Origin of the sequence: Alteromonas sp. W364 (assembly GCF_031846205.1) — a bacterium.
GTDB lineage: Bacteria > Pseudomonadota > Gammaproteobacteria > Enterobacterales > Alteromonadaceae > Glaciecola > Glaciecola blandensis.
Genome location: NZ_JAVRID010000002.1, coordinates 128633 through 154783 on the forward strand (window position 1 = coordinate 128633; position 26151 = coordinate 154783).

Annotated in this window: 19 protein-coding genes; 9 read left to right on the forward strand and 10 right to left on the reverse strand. The window is 41.9% G+C overall.

All coding sequences use genetic code 11. The features are described from left to right. Nucleotides 1–21: 21 nt before the first annotated feature. The 6 genes from RM556_RS03420 to RM556_RS03445 all read right to left on the reverse strand — a co-directional run bounded on the left by RM556_RS03420 (nucleotide 22) and on the right by RM556_RS03445 (nucleotide 11921). Nucleotides 22–2199, reverse strand: coding sequence for a peptidase domain-containing ABC transporter (locus RM556_RS03420; RefSeq protein ID WP_311373848.1), 2178 nt, complete (start codon nucleotides 2197–2199; stop codon nucleotides 22–24). Further along, nucleotides 2199–3458 (reverse strand): HlyD family efflux transporter periplasmic adaptor subunit, encoded by a 1260-nt coding sequence (locus RM556_RS03425; protein ID WP_311373849.1) that lies wholly within the window; start codon nucleotides 3456–3458, stop codon nucleotides 2199–2201. Before RM556_RS03425 ends, RM556_RS03420 begins: the two co-directional genes overlap by 1 nt. A gap of 393 nt (nucleotides 3459–3851) precedes the next feature. Continuing rightward, entirely contained in the window at nucleotides 3852–7184 is a 3333-nt protein-coding gene (locus RM556_RS03430; protein WP_311373850.1) for an amidohydrolase family protein, read from the reverse strand. A 301-nt stretch (nucleotides 7185–7485) separates the two neighbouring features. After that, a complete protein-coding gene (locus RM556_RS03435; RefSeq protein WP_311361854.1) occupies nucleotides 7486–8439 on the reverse strand; it encodes a hypothetical protein in 954 nt (317 codons plus the stop codon). A 20-nt stretch (nucleotides 8440–8459) separates the two neighbouring features. Further along, nucleotides 8460–9863, reverse strand: coding sequence for a siroheme synthase CysG (cysG, locus tag RM556_RS03440; protein WP_311361855.1), 1404 nt, complete (start codon nucleotides 9861–9863; stop codon nucleotides 8460–8462). A gap of 330 nt (nucleotides 9864–10193) precedes the next feature. Next, nucleotides 10194–11921 carry a DEAD/DEAH box helicase gene (locus RM556_RS03445; RefSeq protein ID WP_311361856.1) on the reverse strand — a complete coding sequence of 576 codons (1728 nt, stop codon included), beginning with the start codon at nucleotides 11919–11921 and terminating at the stop codon, nucleotides 10194–10196. Nucleotides 11922–12168: 247 nt separating this feature from the next. Between RM556_RS03445 and prsT the strand changes: the two genes are divergently transcribed. Further along, nucleotides 12169–14988 carry an XrtA/PEP-CTERM system TPR-repeat protein PrsT gene (gene prsT, locus RM556_RS03450; RefSeq protein WP_311373851.1) on the forward strand — a complete coding sequence of 940 codons (2820 nt, stop codon included), beginning with the start codon at nucleotides 12169–12171 and terminating at the stop codon, nucleotides 14986–14988. Nucleotides 14989–15053: 65 nt separating this feature from the next. After that, nucleotides 15054–15881: an ion transporter gene (locus RM556_RS03455; protein ID WP_311374076.1), complete on the forward strand. Its 828-nt coding sequence runs from the start codon at nucleotides 15054–15056 to the stop codon at nucleotides 15879–15881. A 120-nt stretch (nucleotides 15882–16001) separates the two neighbouring features. On the opposite strand, the gene tolC is transcribed toward RM556_RS03455, so the two are convergent. Continuing rightward, nucleotides 16002–17420 carry an outer membrane channel protein TolC gene (gene tolC / locus RM556_RS03460; protein WP_311361858.1) on the reverse strand — a complete coding sequence of 473 codons (1419 nt, stop codon included), beginning with the start codon at nucleotides 17418–17420 and terminating at the stop codon, nucleotides 16002–16004. 185 nt (nucleotides 17421–17605) lie between these two features. On the opposite strand from tolC, the gene nudF reads away from it, so the two are divergent. From nudF to RM556_RS03485, 5 genes are all read left to right on the forward strand, one after another. Then, nucleotides 17606–18229, forward strand: coding sequence for an ADP-ribose diphosphatase (gene nudF, locus RM556_RS03465; RefSeq protein ID WP_409220044.1), 624 nt, complete (start codon nucleotides 17606–17608; stop codon nucleotides 18227–18229). 161 nt (nucleotides 18230–18390) lie between these two features. Beyond that, the gene (locus RM556_RS03470; protein ID WP_311361859.1) at nucleotides 18391–18825 is read left to right on the forward strand and encodes a DUF1249 domain-containing protein; all 435 of its coding nucleotides are present in this window, start codon (nucleotides 18391–18393) and stop codon (nucleotides 18823–18825) included. After that, nucleotides 18825–19445 (forward strand): YqiA/YcfP family alpha/beta fold hydrolase, encoded by a 621-nt coding sequence (locus tag RM556_RS03475; RefSeq protein ID WP_311361860.1) that lies wholly within the window; start codon nucleotides 18825–18827, stop codon nucleotides 19443–19445. The genes RM556_RS03470 and RM556_RS03475 overlap by 1 nt, the downstream gene beginning before the upstream one ends. A gap of 156 nt (nucleotides 19446–19601) precedes the next feature. Then, a complete protein-coding gene (parE, locus tag RM556_RS03480) occupies nucleotides 19602–21494 on the forward strand; it encodes a DNA topoisomerase IV subunit B (RefSeq protein ID WP_311361861.1) in 1893 nt (630 codons plus the stop codon). Nucleotides 21495–21517: 23 nt separating this feature from the next. Further along, nucleotides 21518–22822: a hypothetical protein gene (locus RM556_RS03485; RefSeq protein WP_311361862.1), complete on the forward strand. Its 1305-nt coding sequence runs from the start codon at nucleotides 21518–21520 to the stop codon at nucleotides 22820–22822. Here the strand turns inward: RM556_RS03485 and RM556_RS03490 are convergent. Continuing rightward, nucleotides 22815–23789, reverse strand: coding sequence for a transposase (locus tag RM556_RS03490; protein ID WP_311373852.1), 975 nt, complete (start codon nucleotides 23787–23789; stop codon nucleotides 22815–22817). The genes RM556_RS03485 and RM556_RS03490 overlap by 8 nt on opposite strands. A gap of 123 nt (nucleotides 23790–23912) precedes the next feature. Then, entirely contained in the window at nucleotides 23913–24215 is a 303-nt protein-coding gene (locus RM556_RS03495; protein WP_311361864.1) for a hypothetical protein, read from the reverse strand. 109 nt (nucleotides 24216–24324) lie between these two features. On the opposite strand from RM556_RS03495, the gene RM556_RS03500 reads away from it, so the two are divergent. After that, on the forward strand, nucleotides 24325–24507 hold the full coding sequence (locus tag RM556_RS03500; RefSeq protein WP_311361865.1) for a hypothetical protein: 183 nt from the start codon (nucleotides 24325–24327) through the stop codon (nucleotides 24505–24507). Between the two features lie 9 nt (nucleotides 24508–24516). Here the strand turns inward: RM556_RS03500 and epmB are convergent, their stop codons facing one another. Continuing rightward, nucleotides 24517–25542 carry an EF-P beta-lysylation protein EpmB gene (epmB, locus tag RM556_RS03505; RefSeq protein WP_311361866.1) on the reverse strand — a complete coding sequence of 342 codons (1026 nt, stop codon included), beginning with the start codon at nucleotides 25540–25542 and terminating at the stop codon, nucleotides 24517–24519. A 33-nt stretch (nucleotides 25543–25575) separates the two neighbouring features. Between epmB and efp the strand changes: the two genes are divergently transcribed. Continuing rightward, nucleotides 25576–26145 (forward strand): elongation factor P, encoded by a 570-nt coding sequence (gene efp, locus RM556_RS03510; RefSeq protein WP_311361867.1) that lies wholly within the window; start codon nucleotides 25576–25578, stop codon nucleotides 26143–26145. Nucleotides 26146–26151 lie beyond the last annotated feature (6 nt).

Sequence of the window (26151 nt, forward strand, 5' to 3'; positions counted from 1 at the left end):
GTTTTTTCCTTTTTTGATGTACTACTTGGTTGAATTAGCAAGTGAACGATTGTCGATTTGTGTCAACTTGCCGTGGTTGAGCGAAAGCACGATATCGGCATTCGCAATGGTTTCTGGTCTATGAGCGATCATAATTATGGTGACATTGAGTTGTCTCAAAGCCTGATTTACTCGCTTTTCGGTACTCACATCTAAGTGACTGCTCGCTTCGTCAAGAAACAAAACTTTCGGTTGCTTGTATAAGGCGCGTGCCAACAATAAGCGCTGTTTCTGCCCTCCACTTAGTGAGCTACCCATGTCTCCGATGAGTGTGTTGTATTGCATAGTCATGCCTAGTACGTCCTCATGCAGGCATGCTGCTTCACTCACTTTCAAGGCAAGGTTAATATCTGTTCGCTCAGCAAAATCTGTAATGTTATCCAGCACAGAGCCAGGAAGAAGCTGGTCATCCTGCATGACTGCTGCGAAGTCTTGTAGATGACGGTTGGTGCTGTCTAACACTAGATTGTTCACTCTAACTGAGCCTGTCGTCGCTTTGTTTAAACCCATTAAGCAAGTAAACAGTGTGGATTTTCCGCTACCACTTGAGCCGATGATCACCACTGTACTGAGTGCTGGGACGCTAAAACTGATATTCTGAAATACCCATGGTGAGCTTTCGTGATACCTAAATGATAAATTGTGTATTTCCAATGCAGATTGACGGGCTTTTTGACTATTAATATCACTAACCCCAAGAGGTAGTGATTCATTAGTGCTAGGGCGAGATTCAACTGGTGTCAGGACGATGTCAGCGAGCCTGTCCAAGTGTACTCGTAGCATTTTGAATTCAAGACATTTATTAACCAGGCTGTCAGCTGAAGCAATAAAGCGATTTTTGTAACTGATGAAGGCATATAGCATTCCTATGCTAAAAGCGTTGCTCATTACAAGCTCTGCCGCTAAGTACACAACTAAGATGTTTTCTACACCGAACAAGGCTTTGTTTGTGCTAGAAAAGTTTATGTTCCATCTAGCTAGGGTGATTTGTTTATTCATGGCCGTCGCCAATTGATTGAGCCATTGAGAGTGACGTTGTGCCATTTTATTGTTGAGTTTAATGGTCTTTATGGCTCTAACACTTTGCATAAAGTGAGTGTTTTCATTTGCTTGGCTCTGAATGACTTCTGCTTGTTGACGCTTCATTGGATTAAACAATGCCCAGCGCAGGCTAGCATAAATGGCTAATACAGACAGAACGAGCAAGCTCAGTGTCGGCGAGTAGATAAAAAGTACGCCAAGCATCAAAAGAGCCATACCGCCGTCAATAAGAGCCGTGACAATACCTGAACTCAGCACCGCTCTCACTTGTTGTAGGGCTGAAAATCGACTCACTATGTCACCCAAATGGCGTTTTTGAAAGTAACTCACCGGAAGGTGCAGCAAATGGTCGAATACACCCGTTGCCATTTGTAGATTGAGATAATTGGTAAATCTCAACATGATACGATCCCGCAGAAACACGGTGCATGTATCAACAAGCAATAACAATACAAATGCAATAGCGATCACTGTTAGCAGATTCGTATCCGAATTCACGATCACTTCGTCAATAACGGTCTGCATATAAAAAGGAGAGGCAATCGCAAAGACTTGTAATAACACACTGAGTATTAACAGAGTAGTTAAGTGCGACGCGATACCGCTGTTAGGTTTTATAAAGTGGCTTAGCTTCAGCTTCTGCTGCCGATTAGCTTTAGCGCGAACGAAGTTACTCGTTGGATGGAGCTCGACGGCAATACCGGTGTAGCAATCGCTCACCTCGCCTATTGGGACCCTCCGAATACCTATAGCTGGGTCCGCTATCTCACAATATTTCTTTTTCACCTTGAGAAGGACCACAAAGTGATTGAAATTCCAATGCAAGACTGCTGGCGTTTTTAGTTCCGATAATTCATGCAATTCTGTTTTTAGCGCTCTGCCAGAAAGCTTCAATTGAGCCGCTTGTTTCAATAGACTACTTAAATCGCTACCTTGAATCGATATCTGGCTGGTCAGGCGAAGTCTATCAATCGTCATCGCATTGCCATGATAGTTAGTAACCATTGTTAAGCATGCTAGCGCACATTCACTGGCTTCAGCTTGCAGAACGAGGTTTACCTTTCTACGTGCAGTGAAACGTAATAAACGATAAAGAGAAGTGTCCTTATTATTCTGCATTACACTGTACCTCTCAAGCTGAGAATCGGTTTGAGTAACCATTCCCAAAGCTGCATTTCAGCAAGTTCGATTTCAGCTTCAAACAGCATCCCATCTTTTAGATGTATTTGCTTGCCATTAGCACTCAGTGTTTGCGAAGTGAGTGCTGCTTCTGCAATAAACACTGGACCTTGCAATACAAATGGCACCTCTTTTATTTGTTGGGGTAACAGAACATCCTCTGATACTTCATGAATGCTTGCGCTTGCCATACCAAATTTTTGATACGGAAAAGCACTGAGCTTTAAACCAACAACTTGGTTTATTGCTATAAACCCCGAATGACTGGATGGGACATACATTCGCGCTTTCACCTCACGGTTCAGAGGGCTTATTTGCATCATGAAGTTGCCTGGGTTGACGCGCTCACCTTTTTCAACTTGTATATTTCTGACGATCCCATCAATAGGGCTCAAGAGAGAATATGTATCTGCTCCATTGACCGACGATAAGGTTTGCTTCGTTTGTTCAATTTGATTGAGTAAGCTCCCGCGTTTTTCTGAGTATTGGATTTGAAGTACCTGTTGATTCGCGCGGGCTTTAGTTTGCGATTGCGTTAATTGTTGGAGTGCAAGGGCTGCTTCACTGATTTGGATTTTTAGTTGTAAGCCTTTTTCTTGAGATTGCTGATAGACCGTTTTTGACACGCTGCCTAACTGGTAGAGCGAATACAATTCATTCTCTTGTGCGCTATGTAGAGACAGTAAACTCTCTAAGTGTGACAAGCGCTTCTTACTTGTAGTCAGTTGTGCGTTTAGATTGCCCATCAACTGTTTATTCTGTAAAAGGTTTTGCTGGTATTGGCGTGAATTTAATTCGGTCTGTTGGTTAAGTAGCGAGAGTTGTCTCTTTATAGAGTCGAGTTGTTTGTGATAAGCAGCTTCGCCACTCAATTGAGAGTTAGGGCGAACAAGATGGGCCAGCACTTCCCCCTTCGAGACTATTTGGTTAGAGGTAACGGGGATATCACCAAGAAGACTATTTTGTTCAATCGGATAAATATCGACGCTAGCTTTTTCAGCAACGAGCCATCCTACGACACTTACCTTGTTAGTGTAGGTATGCGTTATGAGTAAATAAATAAAGCTTCCCGTTACAAAAAGAAGTAAACACACCACCACTAGGTGTTGGGGACTGGGCAGCCGTAGCGAATTTCCCAGCTTGTCCCTATGCTGACCTTCTATCGCTTCTTCTCGAAATAATGAATTCGAATACTGCATGCTTGAACTGTCCCCTTATCTTGCTCACATCCTTTTGACTGATTGCAAGACTACACAGGAAGTTTTAAATCGACGTTCAAATTTGGGACAAAATGATCTAATTTTGGGACATTTATGCATTTTGTCTCAAAATTGAAAGGCTGTTTAAAGTCCATATTTATTTTATGGGTACTATTTAATTGAGTGAAAAAACACAATGAATTCAGGTGGTAAATGCTCATACTTGGAGTTTTGAGATTATTTATTGGCCAAACTAATCGCCAAAAAGTCAAATCAAAGCAAAATAAGCGAACATAATTTTGTTTGGCCCAAAAAAAACGCACATATGAGAATGTGCGTTCTTATCTTGCTTTTTTAGCTATTCAAACCTCAAGCTTGAGGTCACTTAGACGCTTAATGAACCCAGTGATAAGTATGCGCTTTGGCATCCATTTCTTGCTGAGTTTGTTTCGGCATAAACAGGTTATTGTGCTTTTCAAAGAAAAACGGTGAGCGTTTCTCTTTTTCACCTAACTCGTTCATGGTTGCCGCTTCAAATACTCTGCCATTAATAATGGTGTACTCAACATATTCACTGCGTGACAAGTCATTGAGCACATCTCCGTCAATAACGACTAGATCAGCGAGTTTACCAACCTCTATGCTACCGAGTTGTTTATCCATGCCTAAGTGTCTTGCACCGTCAATGGTGCCACCTCTTAATGCTTCAAATGGAGTGAAACCGCCGTGCTCCATGATCCATAACTCCCAATGTGCACCTAAACCTTCACGCTGTCCGTGCGCACCAATATGCACGCCTACGCCATTGTCTCTCAGCGTTTTAGCATAGCGAGCAATTGGGTAGTGATTATAATGTTCATCTGGTGCTTTAGGACGACGGATACGACGATCTACTATAAAGCTTGGTGTATAACGCATGAGGCGTTCGTTTTCCCAAACATTACTGCGGTCGTAGAAGTAGGTTTCGCCTGTTAACCCGCCGTAAGCCACAACAAAAGTAGGTGTGTAACCAAACTTCGTTGCGCCCCATAATTGGGTCAAATCGTTATACCCGTTTGCGATAGGAATACTATGTTCAAGCCCGGTGTGGCCATCAACTAGCATAGATATATTTTGCTGGAATTTACCACCACCCTCTGGCACAACCATCATGTCTTGGTTTTTTGCCGCAACGAGCACTTGTTGACGCTGGTCTCGTCTAGGTTGGTTATAACTTTTGACTGAAATAGCGCCGATATCTTTAAGTCGTCTTACGTGATAAAAAGCATCATCATAATCATTGATAATCGATTTCACTCGCAGTGACTCGGCACCGTATAATATAGTACCAGTGGAGTAGATTCTTGGTGCAATACGTTGCCCGGCTCTCTGTAGTTCGCTAGCTGCCATAATCTCCGTTGTATCATTTGACGGATCGTGAATGGTAGTGACGCCAAACGCCAGGTTGCTATATTGAGTCCAGTTTTGTTCGGGAATAATTTCGCTACGACCCTGTGGTCCATGAGCATGCGTGTCGACTAAGCCTGGAATCACAGTTTTTCCTTTGGCATCGACAATAAGCGCGCCTTTTGGAATAGAGATATCTTCAGCTGTTCCAACGGCTTCGATCCTGTTGCCTTTAATCAGCACCACGCCGTTCTCAATGACTTCTTGGGTATTGTCGGCATCTCTCATTGTGACGACTTTGCCGCCAACAATTGCCTTGTATCCCTTAGGTACAAAGAACTCTTTCTCAAAGCTTAGATCCATTCCCTCATTAACAGGTTCTGGTAACTCGGCACCTTCTTCTGCGATGAAATCAAATGCTTCACTAAGCGAGCGCTCAAAATAACGAGGACCATGTGACCAACCGACTGATTGGTTATCAGGGCTCCATGTCATATAGTTTCCAGAGCGAGCTGAAAGTTGTTTAACTGGAAGTGAAGACATCGTTGGACCGATAGAAATCTTTTTACCATTATCGGCAAAAGGTGCAACGAATGTGTTGTATTGGTTTACAAAGGCTATCCAGTTCTTATCGTGAGATAATCGATATTCACTGACTTTATCGGCTCCATAAAGGTGAACTCGCTTATCCTCACCACGCAAGTTTACGCTGGAAAACTGGGTTTCTGGGTAAGGCTTTCCACCTACTGATTCAGTGAAATAAATGCGGTCGTTGCCTGCGCTGAAATGAGGTTCAACACCTCTGCGCGCAACTCGCTCAGATGTTTTTTCTTTTAGGTTTAAAACATATATGCCAGGCTCGGTTGAATTACTTGGGTCGAGCAAATATCCGCCGGTAAACTTACGGTAGGTAATTAGCTTGCCGTCAGTGGAAAAACTAGGCTCGATATAATGCCCTTTACTGAGACTGACAACTTTGCCTTTACCGCCTCGAGATGACACTGTGCGTATATCTCCTTGACCTTCATCACTCCAAGTGGTGTAGACGATCTGTTTGCCGTCATTCGAATAACGCGGATAGTATTCGTCGTGTTGATCTTGCCGGGTCAAACGCTTCGTCTTACCTGACTTGATGTCTTTTACATACAACTTGCCAAGTGCTTGGAACAAGATGCTTTTTCCGTTAGGTGACTTCTGAGCCCACCGAATAGCCTTAACATCAAAACTGTCTGGAGCAACATCAACATCAAAACGTAAAGCATCAGCATATTGAACGGTGGTTTTAATATTGAGCTCAAGCGTCTTAAGCTCTTTTGATTTTACGTTGATTGTATGGAATTTGCCGCCAGTCCAAAACATGATGTTCTTAGCATCGGGTGTCCAATCAAAATAAGCAAAGTAACCTTCGGTTCCAAAACCTTCTTGCATATCACGTTCAAGGTCAAGGAAGAGAGGGATTTCATCACCCGTTGATAACTCTTTTAGAAATAGTGCTGTTTGGTGCTTCACTCTGCGAACATACGCAATGTATTTCCCGTCGGGAGATGGGGTTGGAACGACAGCTCCACCAGTACCTGAAATGATGGTTTCTTCTTCACCCGTTTGACGGTCATATCTTACGATACCAAAGAGACCTTGAAGCGCGTCTCTATTATAACTGAAGGTTGAACCGCCAGTGATATCTCTGCTGAAGTAGATGTAACGACCATCGGGCGAAAATGCCGGGTCTGCGATGTTCTTTTGGTCAGCCTTTCCGTTTACGCGTTCCTTTATCGCTAAGCCGCTACCACCACTCTTGTGATAGAGCCAGATTTCGCCTGCGGGAATACTGCGTCGTGACATAATACCTTTCGTGACAACGATGTACTCGCCATCGGGGCTCCATTTCGGAGAATGGATTAGGTTTGATTTTTCTTTGGTGATTTGGCGTAAGTTCTCGCCGTTGGTATCCATCACCCACACATTTGATAAGCCGTCGCGATCAGATATAAATGCTACTTGTTTGCCATCGGGGCTAAAGCTTGGGTGGATATTCCAAGCGAAATCCTGTGTCAGTGGCTCTGCGTCGCCACCCTCTGCACTGGCTATGAAGATGTCGCCAAGCATATCAAAAACAAATCGCTTTCCATCCGGACTAACGTCCAAACTTGACCAAGTGGTCTCGTCAGTAGATATGTCGATGCTGTTCAATTCCATCGGAGGGTTCAGTACATCCCAAGATGCATAGGGTTTTTCTTCTTTTTTCGCTTCGGGATTATTGTCATCTGCAAAGCTTATCGAGCTTATTGTTAGCAGGCTGGCGAGCGCCAACGAGCCAAAAGTTTGTTTTGTTGAAATCATTCTTATTCTTCTGTCTTTAAATAGTTAATGACACTGTGCGGTATGTTGTTGTTATTGTTTGTACTTGTTACGAATTCAACAATAGTGCCTTAGCTTGCTAACTGCAACTTTACTTGGTGAATGAACACAAATTTGTGTAAAGCCCCCAAATCGGACACACCTATTTCGAACTAAGAACGATAAGAGATGAATATCCAAACTGGATCCAAACTGGACACACCTATTTTAATTAAATGAAAAATAGCTAGACCTGTTTTTGAGAAAAGTTAAATAGGTGTGTCCAATTATTGCAAAGAGTCGACTAGAAGCGCTCGAGGCTCACTTGTCTATTGCGGATAGCCAGCTCACTCTTGTTATCAATTTCACCCAGGCTATATTGAGCAGGCCCTGTTGGCTCGGCTAAAACAAAACGCACTCCATCGTCAGTGATGAACTGCTGGTCGTCTTTTGGCTTTAATACGACTCCCACTAAAGCATGGTTGGGTAGGTAGACCATAGACGTTTGTAGCTTAGGGTTATATGCGTTCATCAATGCAAGAAACAGGGTTGATTTACTGTCACAATCTCCCTTGTTATCCAGCAGCAACTGTCGTGGTGAAGCAAAACCAGAGCCGTTTGATGAAGCACGATTCTCAAGCGTGTCGTATGGAATTGCTTGCAGCCAAGATAAAGCGAAATCGATAAACTCGTTCGGATTTCTGGGATTAGATAGGTGCTTTTTTATTTCTTTAACAATTGCCTGCATGCCGTCAGCACTTTCCAGCGCATACCGTTTATGGTCTTGTTTTATAAAGTCTTGACCAAATTCATTTTTAAAGGGGACATAATAGTGCTTGGACATGTAAGCATTCTCTGCTGCAGCGTACTGTTCGCCAAGTTTTTTGTTTATTGCTTCAGCATCTTCTTTAGTTGGGGCGGTTACTTGCATTTGGATTGAGCCACCTGATTGCTTTATAGAGATTTTAGCAAGCCGTGGATCTACTGTTTTTGCATAGGTCATCAGTGCTCGCCGAATTGAATTTTGGGCTAATATTGGGTTATATGCAGGCGCAGACTCAGGAAGTGTAAGAAGAGTCTCGTTTGGTATAGTAAAAGAGAGTATTTGTACTTCGTTGTTTTTATCAAGCCACTTATAGTCAAAACTCCGCCCGTCAACCGTGCGCATTTGAGAAAAGGATGTTTGCTTAGCATTAACCGCTTGCGAATGAGCTATGCAGAGTGTTAACAACAGTAAATAAACAAAGCTTTTGAACATGATGACATTAACCTATTTGGCTAGTGGTCAACATTCCCTTGCGTAAACCAATTTAAAGACTCGTGTAACTCTACCACGGTTCCAACAATAATTAAGGTAGGGGGTTTTAAAGTCGCCGTAGTAGGGTTATCGACTATTGTTTCTAAAGTTCCAGTGACAACTTTTTGGTCGCTTCTGGTTGCAGCTTGGACAAGGGCAATTGGCATCGTTTTGGACATCCCATGCTCGATAAGCTTCTCACAAATAATTGATAGCCCAGTTAAGCCCATATAGAAAACAAGTGTATGATTTTGTTGAACTAATGCTGGCCAGTTAAGATTGATTGTATTATCTTTCAAATGTCCCGTGGTAAAGGTGACCGACTGTGCATGATCGCGATGCGTTAAAGGTATGCCAGCATAACTAGCCGCTCCGCTAGCGGCTGTGATACCCGGAACAACCTGAAAATCAACGCCATGTTCCACTAGGGTTTCAATCTCTTCTCCGCCTCGGCCGAATATAAATGGGTCGCCGCCTTTCAGTCGAACAACTCTATTGCCAGCGAGTGCCTCTTTCGCTAAAAGTTCGTTAATCTCCTCTTGGGGAATTGTATGATTACTCTTCGCTTTACCAACGTAAATTTTTTCTGCATCTCTGCGCACCAGCTCTAGTATGTCGGGACTTACAAGTCGGTCATAAACAACGATGTCGGCTTTTTGCATAAGCCTTAGCGCACGGAATGTAAGTAGATCCGGATCACCTGGGCCAGCACCGACTAAATAGACCTGTCCAGCAGGTTTGTTGCCATTTTTATACGCAATGAGGGCCTTGTCTAATTTCTCTTCCGCTAACTCATCGTTTCCTTGAAGGACAGACTCACCGATATCACCATCTAAGACTTCCTCCCAGAAATATCGTCTATCGGTAACCGAAGATAAAGCGCCTTTAACCCTGTTTCTGAATTTTTCTGAAAAATTACCCAGCAGTTTTATATTTGCCGGAATAACACTCTCAAGCTTTTGACGAATATAACGAAGAAGGACAGGTGCGACGCCACCACTACTCATTGCAATGATAATTGGTGAACGATCGACTATTGACGGTGTGATGAATTTGCAAAGCGGCGTGTTGTCGACAACGTTCACTAACAAGTTTTTTGCATGTGCAATGTCATGAATGTGTTTATTGACCTGCTCATCATCTGTTGCAACAAAAATCATTTGTTTACCCTCAATATCAGGGTCTTTAAACTTACGCTCAATCAGTGTGATTTGTTTGTGTTCAGAGGCTAAGCGGCTTACCGTGTCGCTTACCCAAGGAGAAACGATAGTTATCCTCGCAGGTGTTTTTAGCAACAATTCGCATTTGCGCGCAGCTACTTCACCTGCCCCAACAAGAAGGCAGTGAATATGTTCAGCATCTACAAATATTGGAAAGTACTTCATCGTTTTTCGCATAAGTTAACGTGCTTGAATTATGAATAACTTTTTTATTCAAATACAGCACTATTTTCGTCATTGTTATTTCGTTTAAGAATATGACGGAGTGAAGCATATTCTAACTTAATTGGACACACCTCTTATTTCAGATTCGAATGGTGAGCTAAATTGGACACACCGATATTCAGTCACTTCCACTTAAACCCATTAAGTTATTAAAACTGCAGTAAGAAAATTGTTGAAGAACTTCGTAGATATCGAAAATAGGTGTGTCCTATTTTCGGAATTTTGTTATTTACAGATATAAAAAAAGCCACATGAAGTGGCTTTTTAGTATTACTTTTTACGTTTGGGTGGCGTATCAGACCATTCTCTGATATTCAAACGCTGACCTGCAACACGCGTTTTTGCCAAAGTATCTTTCGTTTCTTTTGGCATGCCTTTCGGCAAGTCTACTGTAGTGAAGTTGTCATAGATCTCAATCGCACCAATATTTTTGCTGCTGATATTCGCTTCATTAGCAATGGCACCTACAATATTACCCGGTTTAGCACCGTGGGTGTGACCGACTTCGATTCTAAACCTTTGCATACCTTCATCCGGCGTACTCTTGCCGCGCGGCGCTCTTGGCTTGCGATCGTTCCTGTCATTTCTACCACGTTCAGTTCGCTCGTTGCGTCCTTGACGACGACCAGAGTCACGGTCATTAAACGTTGGCTTACTGTGCAAATCTGGACGATCAGACTCTTTCAACAAGAGTGGCTCATCACCTTGAGCTACTTTAGCCAAAGCCGCCATCACAACGTCTGGAGATGCTTCAGTCTCTTCCATGATTGATTCTACAATTGGAATATAAGATTCAATTGACTCATCCGTCATCGCTTCAACAATGCTTTGCTTGAATCGCACCAATCGAGATTTATTCAGCTCTGAAATGGATGGTATATCCATGTTTTCAATGCGTTGTTTGGTTGCTTTTTCGATAGCAAACAACAAACGTTTTTCTCTATGGGAAATAAACAAGATTGCATCGCCGCTGCGACCAGCACGACCAGTTCTACCGATTCTGTGAACATATGATTCTGTATCATATGGGATATCAAAATTGATTACGTGGCTCACACGCTCTACATCAAGACCACGAGCAACAACGTCAGTCGCAACCAAGATATCGATGGTACCTTGCTTCAATTTCTCAACGGTTCTTTCTCTTGCGTTCTGAGGAATATCGCCATTCAATGGTTCTACATCATAACCGCGAGCAGTTAGCTTATCAGCAAGTTCAACCGTCGCTGTTTTCGTTCTCACGAAGATAATCATACCGTCGAATTCTTCGACTTCCATGATACGCGTCAGTGCTTCTAATTTATGATGACCAGCAACTTGACAATAACGTTGGCGAATCATGCTTGCCGTTGATACTGTTGATTCGATTTTAACATGCTGTGGATCATTCAAATAACGCTTAGTGATTTTCTTGATTGCGTCCGGCATGGTTGCTGAGAATAAGGCTGTTTGACGCTCTTTTGGAGCGTGGCTTAAGATAAGCTCAACATCGTCAATAAAGCCCATGCGCAACATCTCATCTGCTTCATCCAGGACGAGGAATCGTAACTTATCTAATTTAAGCGTTTTGCGTTTGATGTGGTCGATAATTCGACCTGGTGTTCCAACAACAACCTGCACACCACGTTTAAGTTGGCGAATTTGGTTGTCATAGGACTGACCGCCATAAACAGGCAATACTCTAATTTTCTTTGAAAAGCTCGCATAAACTTGGAATGCTTCAGCAACCTGAATTGCTAGCTCTCTTGTTGGTGCTAAGACCAGCAATTGTGTGAAACTTTCATCAGGATCTATGTTTGCTAACATTGGCAATGCGAATGCAGCTGTTTTTCCTGTACCTGTTTGAGCTTGGCCCAAAAGGTCGTGACCATCGAGTAATAATGGAATACTCTTGGCTTGTATTGGTGATGGCTTTTCATAGCCAACTTTTTCTAACGCCTGTAGTAAGGGCGTTGGCAGATTTAGTTCTTTAAATGTAACATCGACAGTGTCGGTCATCGGGTATCCTGATAGACTGAGAGTGGGGGCATTGCAGAGAGGATGCGAGAGCCTTCATAAAGCAAGGAGTATATAAGAAATAGTAATAACTTGCTATCATTACTATTGTTTAGTTTGTAAACGCATGAGATAAAAGAAAAGATATGCCCTCAGCTCTTTATTTAAGCGCATTTCTTCGGTAAAAATAGAAGAGAAAAAGCATCGAATAAGAAATATATTGACGGAAAATAAAAGGATATTAGTTAAAATGAGTAAGATAAAATTCATCAATCGAATAAAAAATAAGTTAGGCAGTACGCTTTCAAGCGGTCAAAATCGAAAGAAAACAAGTATTGCTGTTGTTTTACTCATCTCGTTGTTTCTCTCCGCGTGTTCTCAAAAAACTAGCCAAGAGCATATCGCAGCAGCAGAGGAGTTCTATGCTGAAGGAGACGTCAGCGCAGCTGTTGTCGAATTAAAGAATGCTATCCAACTTGATCCGAAATTAGCTAGCGCTAGATTTGAACTCGGTAAAATTTATTTGGAACAAAAAAGTTTCGAAGCCGCAGAGAAAGAACTCAGCAGAGCTCAAGACCTTGGTTATCCTGAGGTTGAGGTTCTCCCATTACTCACCAGAGCTTACCAAAGAACAGGCGCCAACACAGCGCTCGTAGCTCTTGATCATGAGATGGAAGGTCTCACTGTCGTCGAAAAAGCTGAGGTTGGCTTTTTAAAGGCGCAATCTCTCTTACAACTCAATAAAGTAGAAGAAGCAAGAGTGCTCGTCCAGGACATCCTCGCATTAGAAACTAGCTCTGTTTATAAGGGGTTGGCTGGCGTTCTACGATTAATTATCGAGCAAGAGAATGAAGATGCCCTTCAGCAGAGCATCGAATTACAAAAGCAAGCTCCCCTAAATAAAGATCTACTGAGTCTGACTGCCAGACTATATTTGGTAAATGAGCAACCAACGGAAGCGGCAGATATCTACGCGGAATATGTCAAAGCTGAGCCTGAAGACGCAGAAACAAGGTTTATTTTGGCCAGAATGTTAATAGACCTCAATCGAAGCGATGAGGCTGAGCCTCATGTCGATACCTTGCTAAAAATAAACGATAAAAATGCACTTCTGAATAAACTTAAAGGCATCGTTCGTGCGGCAGATCAGGACTTTGTGAACGGCCAGAAGTATTCTGAAATTGCTATCAACAACGGCAGTGTAGACCCAATTTCAAGACTCGTTGCCGGCTATTCAGCATATCAACAAGCCGACTTCGAAGGTGCCGTTGGACATTTATCTACTATCGCGACGTCATTACCAGATAATCATCCTGGTCTCAGAATTCTGGCTGCAAGCCAATTGCAAACGGGTCTGACATCTGAAGCATCAGACTTGTTAGGAAGGCTTGGCAACCTGACATCTAACGATGCGACATTGTTTTCAAAAGCGGGTTATGAGTTAGTAAAACGAGGCGAAAACAAAAGGGCAGTAGAGATAATTGAGCGCTCGGACGGACTTAGCGATGACACGGATGATTTAACTCGCCTGGGTGTCTTAAAGCTGAGTGTTAACAACATCGATGGTATCTTAGATCTGGAAAGTGCAGTAGAGAAGTCCCCTGAATCAGTGACTGCCAAAAGTACACTTGCGACCGCATATATGGCGTCTAATCAACTTGATAAGGCCAGTGAATTGGCCTCTGAGTGGAAGAAGGAGGCAAGTAACCTTCCTGAAGGCTTCTTACTCGCGGGTGAAGTGGCTCTGAGAAATAATGACTTAGTAACAGCGGAATCCGAGTTTCTTAGTGCGTCTGCAATCGCGCCAAATAACACCAAAGTACAGATGGCACTCATTGGTTTAGAGTTAAGAAAAGAAGATATTCCAGCCGCAATTTCGAAACTCGAACAGTTGTTGGAGGAAAGCCCTGATTATGTGCCTGCGCTAACGGCTTACTATGCCCTGAAAAACAGACAAGGTTCTCCTGATGAAGGCTTGGAACCAATATTGAGTCAGTTGAGTAAAACACCTGAAAATAATCAGTTATTGGTTTTACTTTCTCAAGTCTATGTTCAGCAATCTGAGTATGAAAATGCGCTTGATACCTTGAATAAAGTAACGGAGGACAAAGCCCTTGATACTGCATATTGGGGAACTAAGGGAACCGTTTTATTGCGTCTTAACAAGCTTGCTCAAGCAGACGAACACTATACTAAATGGCTTTCATTTTCTCCAAATAACCGAGATGCAGCCATGGGTAAACTATTGTTGTTAGATAGTCGAAACGATTACCAAGTAGGTTTAACATTAACGCAGGACTATTTGGAGTCTCGTGACGATCCTCAAATGGAAGTGCTACAAAGTTACTTCCTTATCATGACTGGTAAAGTTGAGGAAGCTCAAAGCTTAATTGACAGTTTCAACCCGAATGTGAAAAATCTTCCTTTGGTGCGAGGAGTGACCGCGAGAATTAAATTACGACAAGGTGATGCCAAAGGAGCTGTTGATGACGCAAAAGCAGCTTACGATGATAACCCAAGTACCAAAAGTGTTTTCTTGCTAGCACAAGCATATGACTTAAGTGGACAAGAGGGAGAATCGGTTAGCCTATTGTCTTCCTATTTGGAAAATAATCCTAACGATCTTCGAGTAATGATGCTCCTCGCAGAGAAGAAAATAGAATCCGATAAAAATACAGCAATCAATATGTATCAAGATGCGCTAAAACTAGATGAAAACAATTCGGTTGTCCTCAACAATTTAGCGTACCTATTAACCCAAGAGGGTCAATTAGATGAAGCCGCGGGCTTGGCTAAGCGAGCTTTTGACTTGAATCCTAATTCGCCAGCGGTTGTCGACACCTATGCACAGATTCAGGTGAAGCAGGGAAACACTGAAGACGCTGTTGAAACCTATAGTCGGGTAATGAATCAAGAAGTGAACAATGAAGAAATTTTCCTTAATTATGTTGAAGCACTGCTTCTTAATGGAAGCAAAGAAATTGCTAAGCGGAGAATTAATGAGCGCTCGCTTGAGCAAGAAGAATCTAAACAAAGATTAGCAAGCTTAAAAGCAAAATTTAGTATTTAAAAAGAATCGACACTACCTTGAGCGTTCAAGGTAGTGTTCCCTCCTGTTTATCGAGTCAATGAATGATGTTTGAATCTAGTCGCCTGTTTCTTTTTCGCCTAAAACAAAATAGGCTTTTTGAATTCTTTGTTATTTCGGTCATTATCATTTCGGCGTTGGAAATAGGTGCAAAGACGTATGATCTTTCCCCCACCTCTTTACTCGTCACAAAGTATCTTGATGTATTTATTACCTTGTTCTTTTTGTTTGAAATATTGGTTCGATTCTTAGCTGAGGAGAATAAAAAAGACTTCTTCAAGTCAGGTTGGAATATTTTTGACACGATTGTTGTGGTAATTAGTTTAATTCCGATTAATGAGTCAGAGATGGCTTTATTAGCTCGATTGATTCGTATCTTTCGCGTGTTGCGGATGATTTCGATTATTCCTGAATTGAGAATATTGATTAACTCATTGCTACAAGCATTGCCTAGACTGGGCTATGTCGTATTACTGATGTTTATTATCTTCTATATTTACGCAGCGATAGGTAGTTTTTTGTTTCAAGATATCAACCCAGTACTGTGGGGTAATATTGCGATTTCTATGCTGACCTTGTTCCGAGTAATGACCTTCGAGGATTGGACGGATATTCAATACGAGACCATGGAAGTTTACCCGATGAGTTGGTTATTTTATATGACCTTCATTTTCTTCACGGCTTTTGCATTTTTGAATATGGTGATAGGCATCGTTGTTGGTGTTATGGACGAAGAGATGCACAAAGAGAGATTAAAAACGGAGCCCTCTATGAGTGAGCTTCAAGAGCAAATGGTGACCCTACAAGCTCAAATACAAGTGCTCCTAGACAGGCAACCGCAGGCAGCTACTGAAACCGATAGTAAGCGCAAATAAGTCAAAATGGGACACACCTGTTAAGCTCTGCTTAGTAAGACTACTTTTACCGCGCATCGCTTTTTCGCAGGCATAAAAAAACGACCTCAATAGGTCGTTTTTTTATTTGCTACATAAGTGCTAGTTTGCTTTCATTACGCGGTTGATTGAAAGCAAGTCATCTTCAGTGAGCGTACCAGCTGCTCGTTTAAGATTGATGATCGCAGTGATAAAGTTGTATCGAGCATCGGCCAAATTTCTACGAGCGTCAAATAGGTTTCTCGTACTGTTAAGAACATCGACAATTGTTCTTGTACCAACATCAAACCCAGCTTCAGTCGCTCTTAATGCACTATCCGCTGACACTACTGATTGCTCTAGGGCGCGAATTGTAGAAATAGCAGCTTTCACATCATTATATGAGCTTCTCACCGAGCGAACGGTTTGACGATAAGTTAGCTCTAAGTTTTCACTCGCAATCACGTAACGGTTGCGCGCTTGTTCTGTGCTAGTGCTGACGCGTCCACCTTGGTATATTGGAACGCTCACCGAAACACCAATTGATTGGCTATTAACAGCAGGCAAATCAATTGCCGCTTGGCCAGGTACTTCGTTCGTTGTATCCCTTCGGCCTAGTGATGCTGATAATGACGCAGTCGGATAATGACCCGCTTTTGCTGATTCAATATCTTCCATCGCAATATCTTTCGCAAAGCGCTGCACTAGTAAATCGAAATTTGAATCTTCAGCTAACTTCAACCAATCGTCAACATTAGCAGGGTTTGGTGATGTTGCTGTAAATAACTCAGTATCAAGGACCGAGATGTCCTTGTGGTATTTACCCGTGATTTCTCGTAGTTCTTCCAAACGAAGTTCGAGTTGGTTTTCGGCTCTGATTTGTCTTGCTACTGTATTATCGTAATTTGCTTGGGCTTCATGGACGTCAGTGATGGCCGTTAAACCAACTTCAAAGCGTTGTTTAGTTTGCTCCAATTGGCGTTCAATAGCTCTTAGCTCAGCTTTCACAAATTCGACACTATCTTGTTCTCTCAATACTGAAAGATAGGCGTTGGTTACTCGCACGATTAACTGCTGAAATGCCGAAGCAAGATTCGCATCACCTTGCTGAGCGACTTTTTCTGCTCTATCCATTCCCACCCAATTTGCATGGTCGTAAATTGACATACTTAGATTCAAGCCAAGGCTTAGGGTATCGCTATCTGATTCAAAGGTAATAAACTCTGTTCGCTCAACAGGGCGATCGGTGTTCGGATCGATTATTAACTCACCCGTTGTTGGGTCAGTTTGACCAGTCGGAATCGATATTGTGTCTATATTGTCACCGGAGTTTAATGTATAGGATACAGAACCTGATATTTGTGGTAACAAATTTGCTCTGCTCAATGCAATTCCATTGTACGCCAATTCTTTATCAGCCTTAGCTCGATTAATTACTGGATCGTTTTGAAGTGCAAGTTGATACACCTCCGAGAGGTCGTCTGCTAGCACTGAGCCTGATAAGCCGATACCAATAAAAACTGAAAGTAGCGTTTTCTTCATAAAAAGAGCCTTAAAAATAATATTTTTCGTTGATGCATTACGTATGTGCTAAGTCTATGACATTCAAGTCTTTAAACATACTGAATGGTTGTTACATATATCCACTAAGTGTAACAGAATGTGACGTTTTTGCTGAAATTACATCGACCTTAGTTTAATTTAGTGTGAAAAAGTACAAGAAGATCATGATGGAAATATTAAAATATACAAATAAAGACGTGTCCATTTTGAAAAAAGAGACAGTTTTTCACGGTTTCTTTAAGATGAACCGCTATGAAGTGCAGCATAAATTGTTCAATGGGCAACAAAGTTCTGTCGTCAAGCGAGAAATGTTTGAGCGAGGGCATGCTGTCGCTGTTCTACCCTATGATCCAAATACGCAGGAATTTGTATTAATCGAGCAGTTTAGATTAGGCGCGATGGAGACATGTGACTCTCCTTGGTTATTTGAAGTAATTGCAGGCATGATTGATGAAGGCCAGACGCCAGAGTCTGTATGCCATCGTGAGGCTCAGGAAGAGTCTGGGATAGAGCTTGCAGGACTCACGAAAGCACTTACCTATTTGTCTAGCCCGGGAGGGACGACGGAACGTTTGCATATTTTCATGGCCAGGACCGAGTCAGCTAAAGCGAAAGGGATTCATGGTTTAGATTATGAATCCGAAGATATTCGAGTTCATCGTGTACCAGAAAATGTAGCGAGAACATGGCTAGATGATGGCACAATTGATAATGCCGCGGCGATCATTGCACTACAATGGTTCTTTCTCAACAAAGAAAAATTGTTAAAGGAATGGCGAGAAATCTAGGATAAGAATAGAAGTGTGCTAAGCCGGTTAAGATAATTCGGAAATTGGACACACCTTTTTTCACCGTATCGTTTACACTTCGTGACTTAATTGCGCATCTAAGTTGAATTTAAAATTCCATTAATTAGTATGATTTAAGAAAAGAAATAAAGGCCTTAGCTTTGAGAAAAAAATACGTACCTCACTTGCCGTCTATTCTTGCGATTTGCGAAAGCAACTATGCGAGCGCATTGAGGTTGCTACCTGATTGTGATTCTGAGGACTTGAGTTATGAGTTTCAAATCAGCGATACCTTGCGCTATAGAATAAAGATTTTAGAGTCCACCAGATATACAAGTACAATTGAAATGGCGCAATTTGCTCGAAATACACCAGCTTTTTTACAGCCAATAATGGAAGTTCGCCTGTATCATGATGCCAAGGTGGCAGAGGTGCTTAGTTGTCAAAGAATTTCTAAACTTGAGCCTTCTTATGAATACCCTAATCTTAAAATGCATCAACGAAACGAAAAACAAATGGTTAATATATTTTTAGCAGAGTGGTTGCAGTTTTGCCTTCAACAGAAAAAAATTCAAATAACGACAAATCAAGAATAATGATCACGGACATAATTTATCTACACGGTTTTCTTAGCTCACCACAATCTGAAAAAGCCCAAATAACAAAAAAATATTTTTCTCAATTTCACCCTGAAATTCGTGTGCATACTCCCACACTCCCAGGCGTGCCTAATGACGCGATCGCTGTTGTTGAAGACTTGTTGCAAGTTTTGCAGAGTGCTAACGGTCATGAAGAGGCTACTAAAATGGACACACCTATTTCGGTTGCGTTCATCGGTAGCTCAATGGGCGGTTTCTTATCCACGTTTTTTGCAGAGAGACTAGGGTGCAAAGCTGCACTGATTAATCCTGCAGTCACGCCATTTGATCTTCTTCAAGAGTATTTCGGGGAACATCAAAACCCCTACACATCAGAATGCTTTAATGTTGACGAAACGACTGTTGGGATGTTGCGTCAACTGAATGTTGAAAAGCTAAATTCGCAGCAAAATTACCTCGTACTGTTACAAACCGGAGACGAGACTCTCGATTATCGCTTGGCTGAGCAAAAATACGGTACTGAGTATTGTCGAATTGAACAGGGTGGCAGTCATGCATTCGATCAATTTGAAACGCGTTTGGATGAGATTTCCTCATTCCTATTATCCAAAAACTGAGTTAATTAGTCTTTATTTTAGCTCCAGTGCATGTCGAAAACAGGTGTGTCCGATTAAACGCGACCTATATGCCAGATTCTGACAAACCTTGATTGCCGTAAATGCCTAGCCTTGCTACTATCACAGTCAGATAAATCAACAATAAAAAGCGCTAACATGTCTACTCAATATAACTCTGATGCCATCGAAGTTTTAAATGGTCTGGAGCCTGTCAAACGCAGGCCTGGAATGTATACCGATACAACTAGGCCGAACCATTTGAGCCAAGAGGTCATAGACAACAGTGTTGATGAGGCGCTTGCAGGCCACGCATCTTCAATCAAGGTTATTTTACATGAAGATCAATCGTTAGAGGTTATCGATGACGGCCGTGGCATGCCAGTCGATATTCATCCCGAGGAAAAGATTTCTGGGGTCGAATTGATCATGACTAAACTGCATGCCGGCGGTAAGTTTTCGAATAAAAATTACGAATACTCTGGTGGTCTACATGGAGTTGGCATTTCGGTTGTAAATGCATTGTCGTTGCGTGTTCAAGTGACTATTAGGCGCGATGGTAATATTTATCAAATGGCCTTTGAGAATGGCGACAAAGTAGAAGAGCTTCGTGTTGTCGATACATGTGGTAAAAGAAACACAGGAACAAGCGTGCATTTTTGGCCTGACGCCAGTTACTTTGACTCTCCTAAATTCTCCGTTAGCAAGCTTCTACATGTGTTAAGAGCAAAAGCTGTACTATGTCCCGGGTTAAAAATCAGGTTTGACGATAAAGTTAGCAAAGAGACCACTGAGTGGTATTACGAAGACGGATTAAGAGATTACCTTTATCAGTCAGTAAAAGAATACATCACGCTGCCAGATGACACACCATTCGTTGGACAGTTCTCCGGTAATGGAGAAGCTGCTGACTGGGCGGTTATGTGGTTGCCTGAAGGTGGCGAGATGGTTACCGAAAGTTATGTAAACCTTATTCCTACTGCCCAAGGCGGTACACACGTCAACGGTCTCAGACAGGGTCTTTTGGATTCAATGAGAGAGTTTTGCGAGTTTAGGAATTTGTTACCCCGTGGCGTTAAAATAACTGCGGATGATATTTGGGACCGATGTGCATATATTCTCTCGACTAAAATGCATGATCCACAATTTGCGGGTCAAACCAAAGAGCGTCTCTCTTCCAGGCAGGCCTCTGCGTTTGTGTCTGGTGTGGTCAAAGATGCGTTTAGCTTATGGTTAAATCAGCATACTGATGTTGCAGAGTTATTAGCAGAAATGTGCATAAACAATGCACAAAAGCGATTGCGACAGAATAAGAAGGTCGCTCGTAAAAAAGTTACTCAAGGTCCCGCGTTACCGGGGAAATTAACAGATTGCTCCTCGCAAGACATTAATTATTCAGAGCTGTTTTTAGTGGAAGGGGACTCTGCTGGTGGATCGGCAAAACAAGCCAGAGATCGTGAGTTTCAGGCGATAATGCCATTGAGAGGCAAGATTTTGAACAGTTGGGAAGTCGATTCATCTCAAGTTTTAGCATCACAAGAAATTCATGACATCTCAGTTGCTTTAGGTATCGATCCCGATTCTGACGATCTAAGCGGCTTGAGATACGGAAAGATATGTATCTTGGCTGATGCTGATTCTGACGGTCTTCACATAGCAACCCTACTCTGTGCGTTGTTTGTTAAGCATTTCCGAACTTTAGTCGAACGCGGACACGTCTTTGTTGCAATGCCACCATTATTTAGAATAGATATTGGTAAAGACGTTTATTACGCATTGGATGAAAGCGAAAAGCAAGGTGTACTCGACCGAATTGAAGCTGAAAAGAAACGTGGCAAAGTCAACGTTCAACGCTTCAAAGGACTAGGTGAAATGAATCCACTGCAGCTAAGAGAAACAACAATGGATCCAAACACTCGTCGACTAGTACAACTAACGATTGATGATGCAGAAAACATGCTTGAATTGATGGATATGCTTCTTTCGAAAAAACGATCTCCAGACCGCAAAGCTTGGCTAGAAAGCAAAGGTAACCTAGCGATAATTGATTAAATCAATTCAAGGCTTTATTGACTATGATGCGCTATTTGAAATTCAGTTTGTTGACAGTAGCACTGTTATTCTTGCTACTGATTTTCTTGATATTGGATTTTAGCCCACAAGTACCTTATTCGGCTCATCGCCAAGTACAAAACGCAGATGAAGTGCACGACCTCATAAAGCAACTTCGGGCAAGCCTAAGAGGGCGATACACTCGTCAACAAATTGATATTTCTATTGGACAGGCTGACAGCCTTTTGGGCTTTGTTCAGCGTGCTCTACCTGAGGTTAGTAGTCAACTCTCATTATCGGACACATCTATTGAACTCGACATTAGCTATCAGCTCCCGTCTTTGTTTCTTGGTAGTTATATCAATCTTACTATCCAAATTTTAGAAGGTGATGCGCTAGCAGTTGAACATGTCAAAGTCGGCAGTATTGGGATACCTGGCGACTGGGCGTTAGGTCTTGCAGAGTCACTTGTTAATACTTATACAAAAAGTGTCGTGGCCACTAGTGCTATCCAGCAAATTGAAAAAATCGATGTAAACCCTAACCAAGTGTCTGTCTATCTGCATCCGCTAGACACTCTATTGCGAGAACTGAAGAACATAAGAACTTCAAGTGGAGGAGATGATAATCAACTTCTTCGAATAAAAACTGCGCACTACCTTCGATTCTTGGATGACTTGAGAGCATCTGATGTCGGCAAACAGGACACATCTTTAAGCTATTACTTACAAGCACTCATGGCTGAAGCAAAGTCGATGACGAGTAGTGGTTTGGGAGATCAAGAAAATTCAGCAACTTTGGAAAACGAAGCTGCTATATTCGCCTTAGCAATCTTCGCAGGGAATCGACGTTTTGCAGCCGTAATTGGCGATATGTCATTCGCTATTGATAAGATACCAACCAGTCCTTATTCGCCGACTTTGGCAAGTCGGAAAGACCTTAGTTTACATTTCATATTTTCTGCAGCAATAAAGCTAATGTCTGAGCAGGGAATTAGTGTTGCTGTTGGTGAGTTTAAGGAGTTGATGGATAGAGGTGAGGGAGGTTCTGGCTATAGTTTTGTTGACTTAAGTGCTGATATGGCAGGCGCAAACTTTGCTGCACTAGCAGTCGATCCTAAAACAGCCAGACAAATTCAAAATATTGTGTCACTTGAAAGTGCTGAAATGCTATTTTTCCCCTCAATAGATAATCTTGAAGAAGGCATGGGTAAAACAGAGTTCAAAACGAAATACACAGATGTTGAAAGTGACGAATACAAAAAGGTTGTCAACGAAATCAATCGCCGATTGGACACTTTACCTATCGGCAGAAGAGCATTCAATTAGTATTCAAAAACACCTCGTTCGCGGCACCCATTCCTCTTATTTTCGATAGATTGACGTGTTGCTTAAACTCAATTAATGCATCACTCGCTCCAACCACATACCCAAATAATGATTCAAATTTGCTAGTGAGTTTTCTCCATTCAGTTGGTGCGAAGCCTAATTGTGACAACGGAAATTGAATTACTTTGTCATGCGGGGAATAAACCATCCCGGATGTCTCTGTGACGACTTGTATATAAGCCTTTAAATCCATAGGAATAGCGCGTGAATTGCTGCTTCTCTTGTCAGTTAGTGGTTTTAGTTGAGTGGGTTGCCAATGAGACTTAATTTGTAAAACGCGTTTTTGAATGCTCGTGTAGTGGGACTGTTCAAGTGAGCTTGCAATACCGGCGCGTATTGGGTTGAGATCGACATAAACCATGCAGGCTAGTAGTGCTCGCTCATCAAGTAATGCTTGTGATTTGTATCGTGACTCCCAAAACTTGCCGACACAACCATCTTCTTTGTTTGCTTTGACGGCAATATATTGATTCAGATCTTTCATAAACGATGCGATGCTAAAAAGTTTTAAGCGAATAAACTCTATATCTCGATAGACTTTTGATTTTTCGTCATTAGTAAGGGCCGACGAACCTTTGCACAGATAAGTAACTTGCAGTGGTGTTAGCTTATGAATAAGTGACCAGCGTCTCAATATGGTTGTTCTATCTAAAGAATAAGCTAAGTTATCATCTACATGCAGAACAAAATGGGCATGGTTATGCATAATCGCATACGCACATATTTCAATCGTAAATGCTTTAGCTAGTCGAAAAAGCCGTGACTCTATCCACTTTCTTCGATGTTCATAGTTCTGTCCTGAAAACTTGTCAAAGCCACAAATTCTAGCTTGTCGAACACACCTAATCATACAATGATAATGCTTGGTTTGACTCAATATTATTTGTGCTTTCCGTGGTGTTGCCATGGTGAAATCCTTTTCGTTGAAGGACTTATCTTATGGGTACTTTTAAGCGAAAAAAACTGAATGAAAGGCCAGTTTTAATTTAAACATATGATATATGACAGACAGCGGAGGCTTTGTGAGTATTCAAATGGTTGACTTGAACTTCTCTAATGTCACTAATAAGGTTTGGATTTTTTTCACTATTCTAGGCAAAAGTTCGGTGTGATTACTTTTCTCACTCTCTAAGGCAGTAATTTCAATTGCTAACTCTTCAACATACGGTATGAATCTTTTACTGCGGCTAGAGAACTCACTATCATCGCCAAAAATGACGGTGAATTTACCTTTTCCATCTTTATTTAAAGTATCTAGTTGTTTATCTGCATCCAGAGCTTTGCGATATATGATTTGTAAGTTTTCTTTTAGTTTGTTGATGACTTCTTCCACAGCGATCCTCATTTGACACTAAAGTTTGGGCTACATTTGCCGATAACCCTTTAAAGTGCGCAATTCTGCACACTTTTGTTGATAGCTACAAGCAATAAAAGGAAATGGTATGGATATTTCAGGTGTTAGTACCTCAGGTGTATCCGGTGCGTTGGAGATCAAATCTGCTCAATTAGCGAAAGATCGAATAGAGCAAGATGGTCAAGCAGCGCTTCAGCTGTTGGAGTCAGCTGACGTACCGACTCAATCAGCTAATTCAAATGTGGGCTCAATTATTAACACTTACGCATAATAGTTGACTTCATGGCTGAAGGTTGAGGTTAATTGGCGTTTTGCTGGGTTGTCCTCCTATTTCCCTAACAAGTTTTGGGACTAGGTAACCTGGCAATCGCTTTATCATCCCAGACATAATTTTTACGGCTTCAGTTTCATCCACATCAAAATGGGACACACCTTTTACCTTGTCAACCAAATGCAAATAATAGGGTAAAACGCCAAAATCGAACAATTTTCGATTCAACTCGACTTGAGTAACAACACTGTCATTTATCCCTTTTAGCAAAACGCTTTGATTTAGCAGCGTCACCCCCATCGACCTCAATAGCGCGATATTCTCTTTTAATTCGGTGCTTAGTTCGTTCGCATGGTTGATATGAAACACAATTACCTTGTTGAGAGGTGTGTCCCTTAACCAACCTAAAAACGACGAATCAATCCGAGAAGGAATGACCACAGGTAGACGAGTATGAATCCTAAGCGTTTTAACATGCTCGATATGGCTTATTTGCTCTGATAGCCAAGCTAAATGTTCATTTGTCGCCATTAGTGGATCGCCACCAGAGAAAATTACTTCATCGATGTTACTATCATCTTCAATATACTTTAAAGATGCTAGCCATTGGGACTTATTCATCGCGTTCTCTTTATAAGGGAACTCCCTACGAAAGCAGTATCGACAATTAACTGCACAACCGGTCTTTACCAACAACAGTGCTCTATTTTTATACTTGTGCAGTACACCTTTAGTTGAAGAACTCTGTTCGTTGAGAGGATCTGAAACAAACCCTGGCACATCAGCAAACTCGGCTCTCAATGGCAGCACTTGTTTTAGAAGCGGATCATTAAAGTTGCCCTTTGCCATTAATGATGCGAAGTGCCGTGGGACTCTCATCGGAAAAAGCTTTCTCGCATCGTTATGCTGAGTCGCTATTTTGGTGTCAATTTCCAAGTACTGGAGTAACGATTCCAATGTTGTGAATGACATTGACAATTCTTTTTGCCAGTTTGACTCTACAGATGTCATATTTTTAGGTATTATTTGGTTCACAAAAATGCTCATAACGTAAATTTTAGAGGAATCATGGCTAATTTCAGCACAAATGAGTTCAAAGCGGGTCTTAAGATAATGCTCGACGGCGAACCTTGCAACATTCTTGAGAACGAATATGTTAAACCTGGCAAAGGACAGGCTTTTAACCGAGTCAGAATTCGTAAACTTATTTCTAATAAAGTTTTGGAAAAAACCTTCCGTTCTGGTGAGTCGGTAGAGGGTGCAGATGTTCTTGATGTTGAACTTTCGTATTTGTACTCAGATGGTGAATTTTGGCACTTCATGAATAACGAAACATTTGAACAAATAGCAGCCGATGAGAAAGCATTGGGTGATAGTATCAAGTGGTTGGTTGAGAACGATGATTGTACGATTACTCTTTGGAACGGCACCCCCATTTCAGTGACTCCACCGAATTTTGTGGAGTTGGAAATTACTGAAACAGACCCAGGTTTGAAGGGTGATACCGCTGGAACCGGCGGCAAACCGGCAACACTATCTACTGGAGCGGTTGTTAGAGTTCCTCTTTTTGTGCAAACAGGAGAAGTGATAAAAGTCGATACTAGAAGTGGCGAGTATGCCTCCAGGGCACAAAAATAAAGCTAA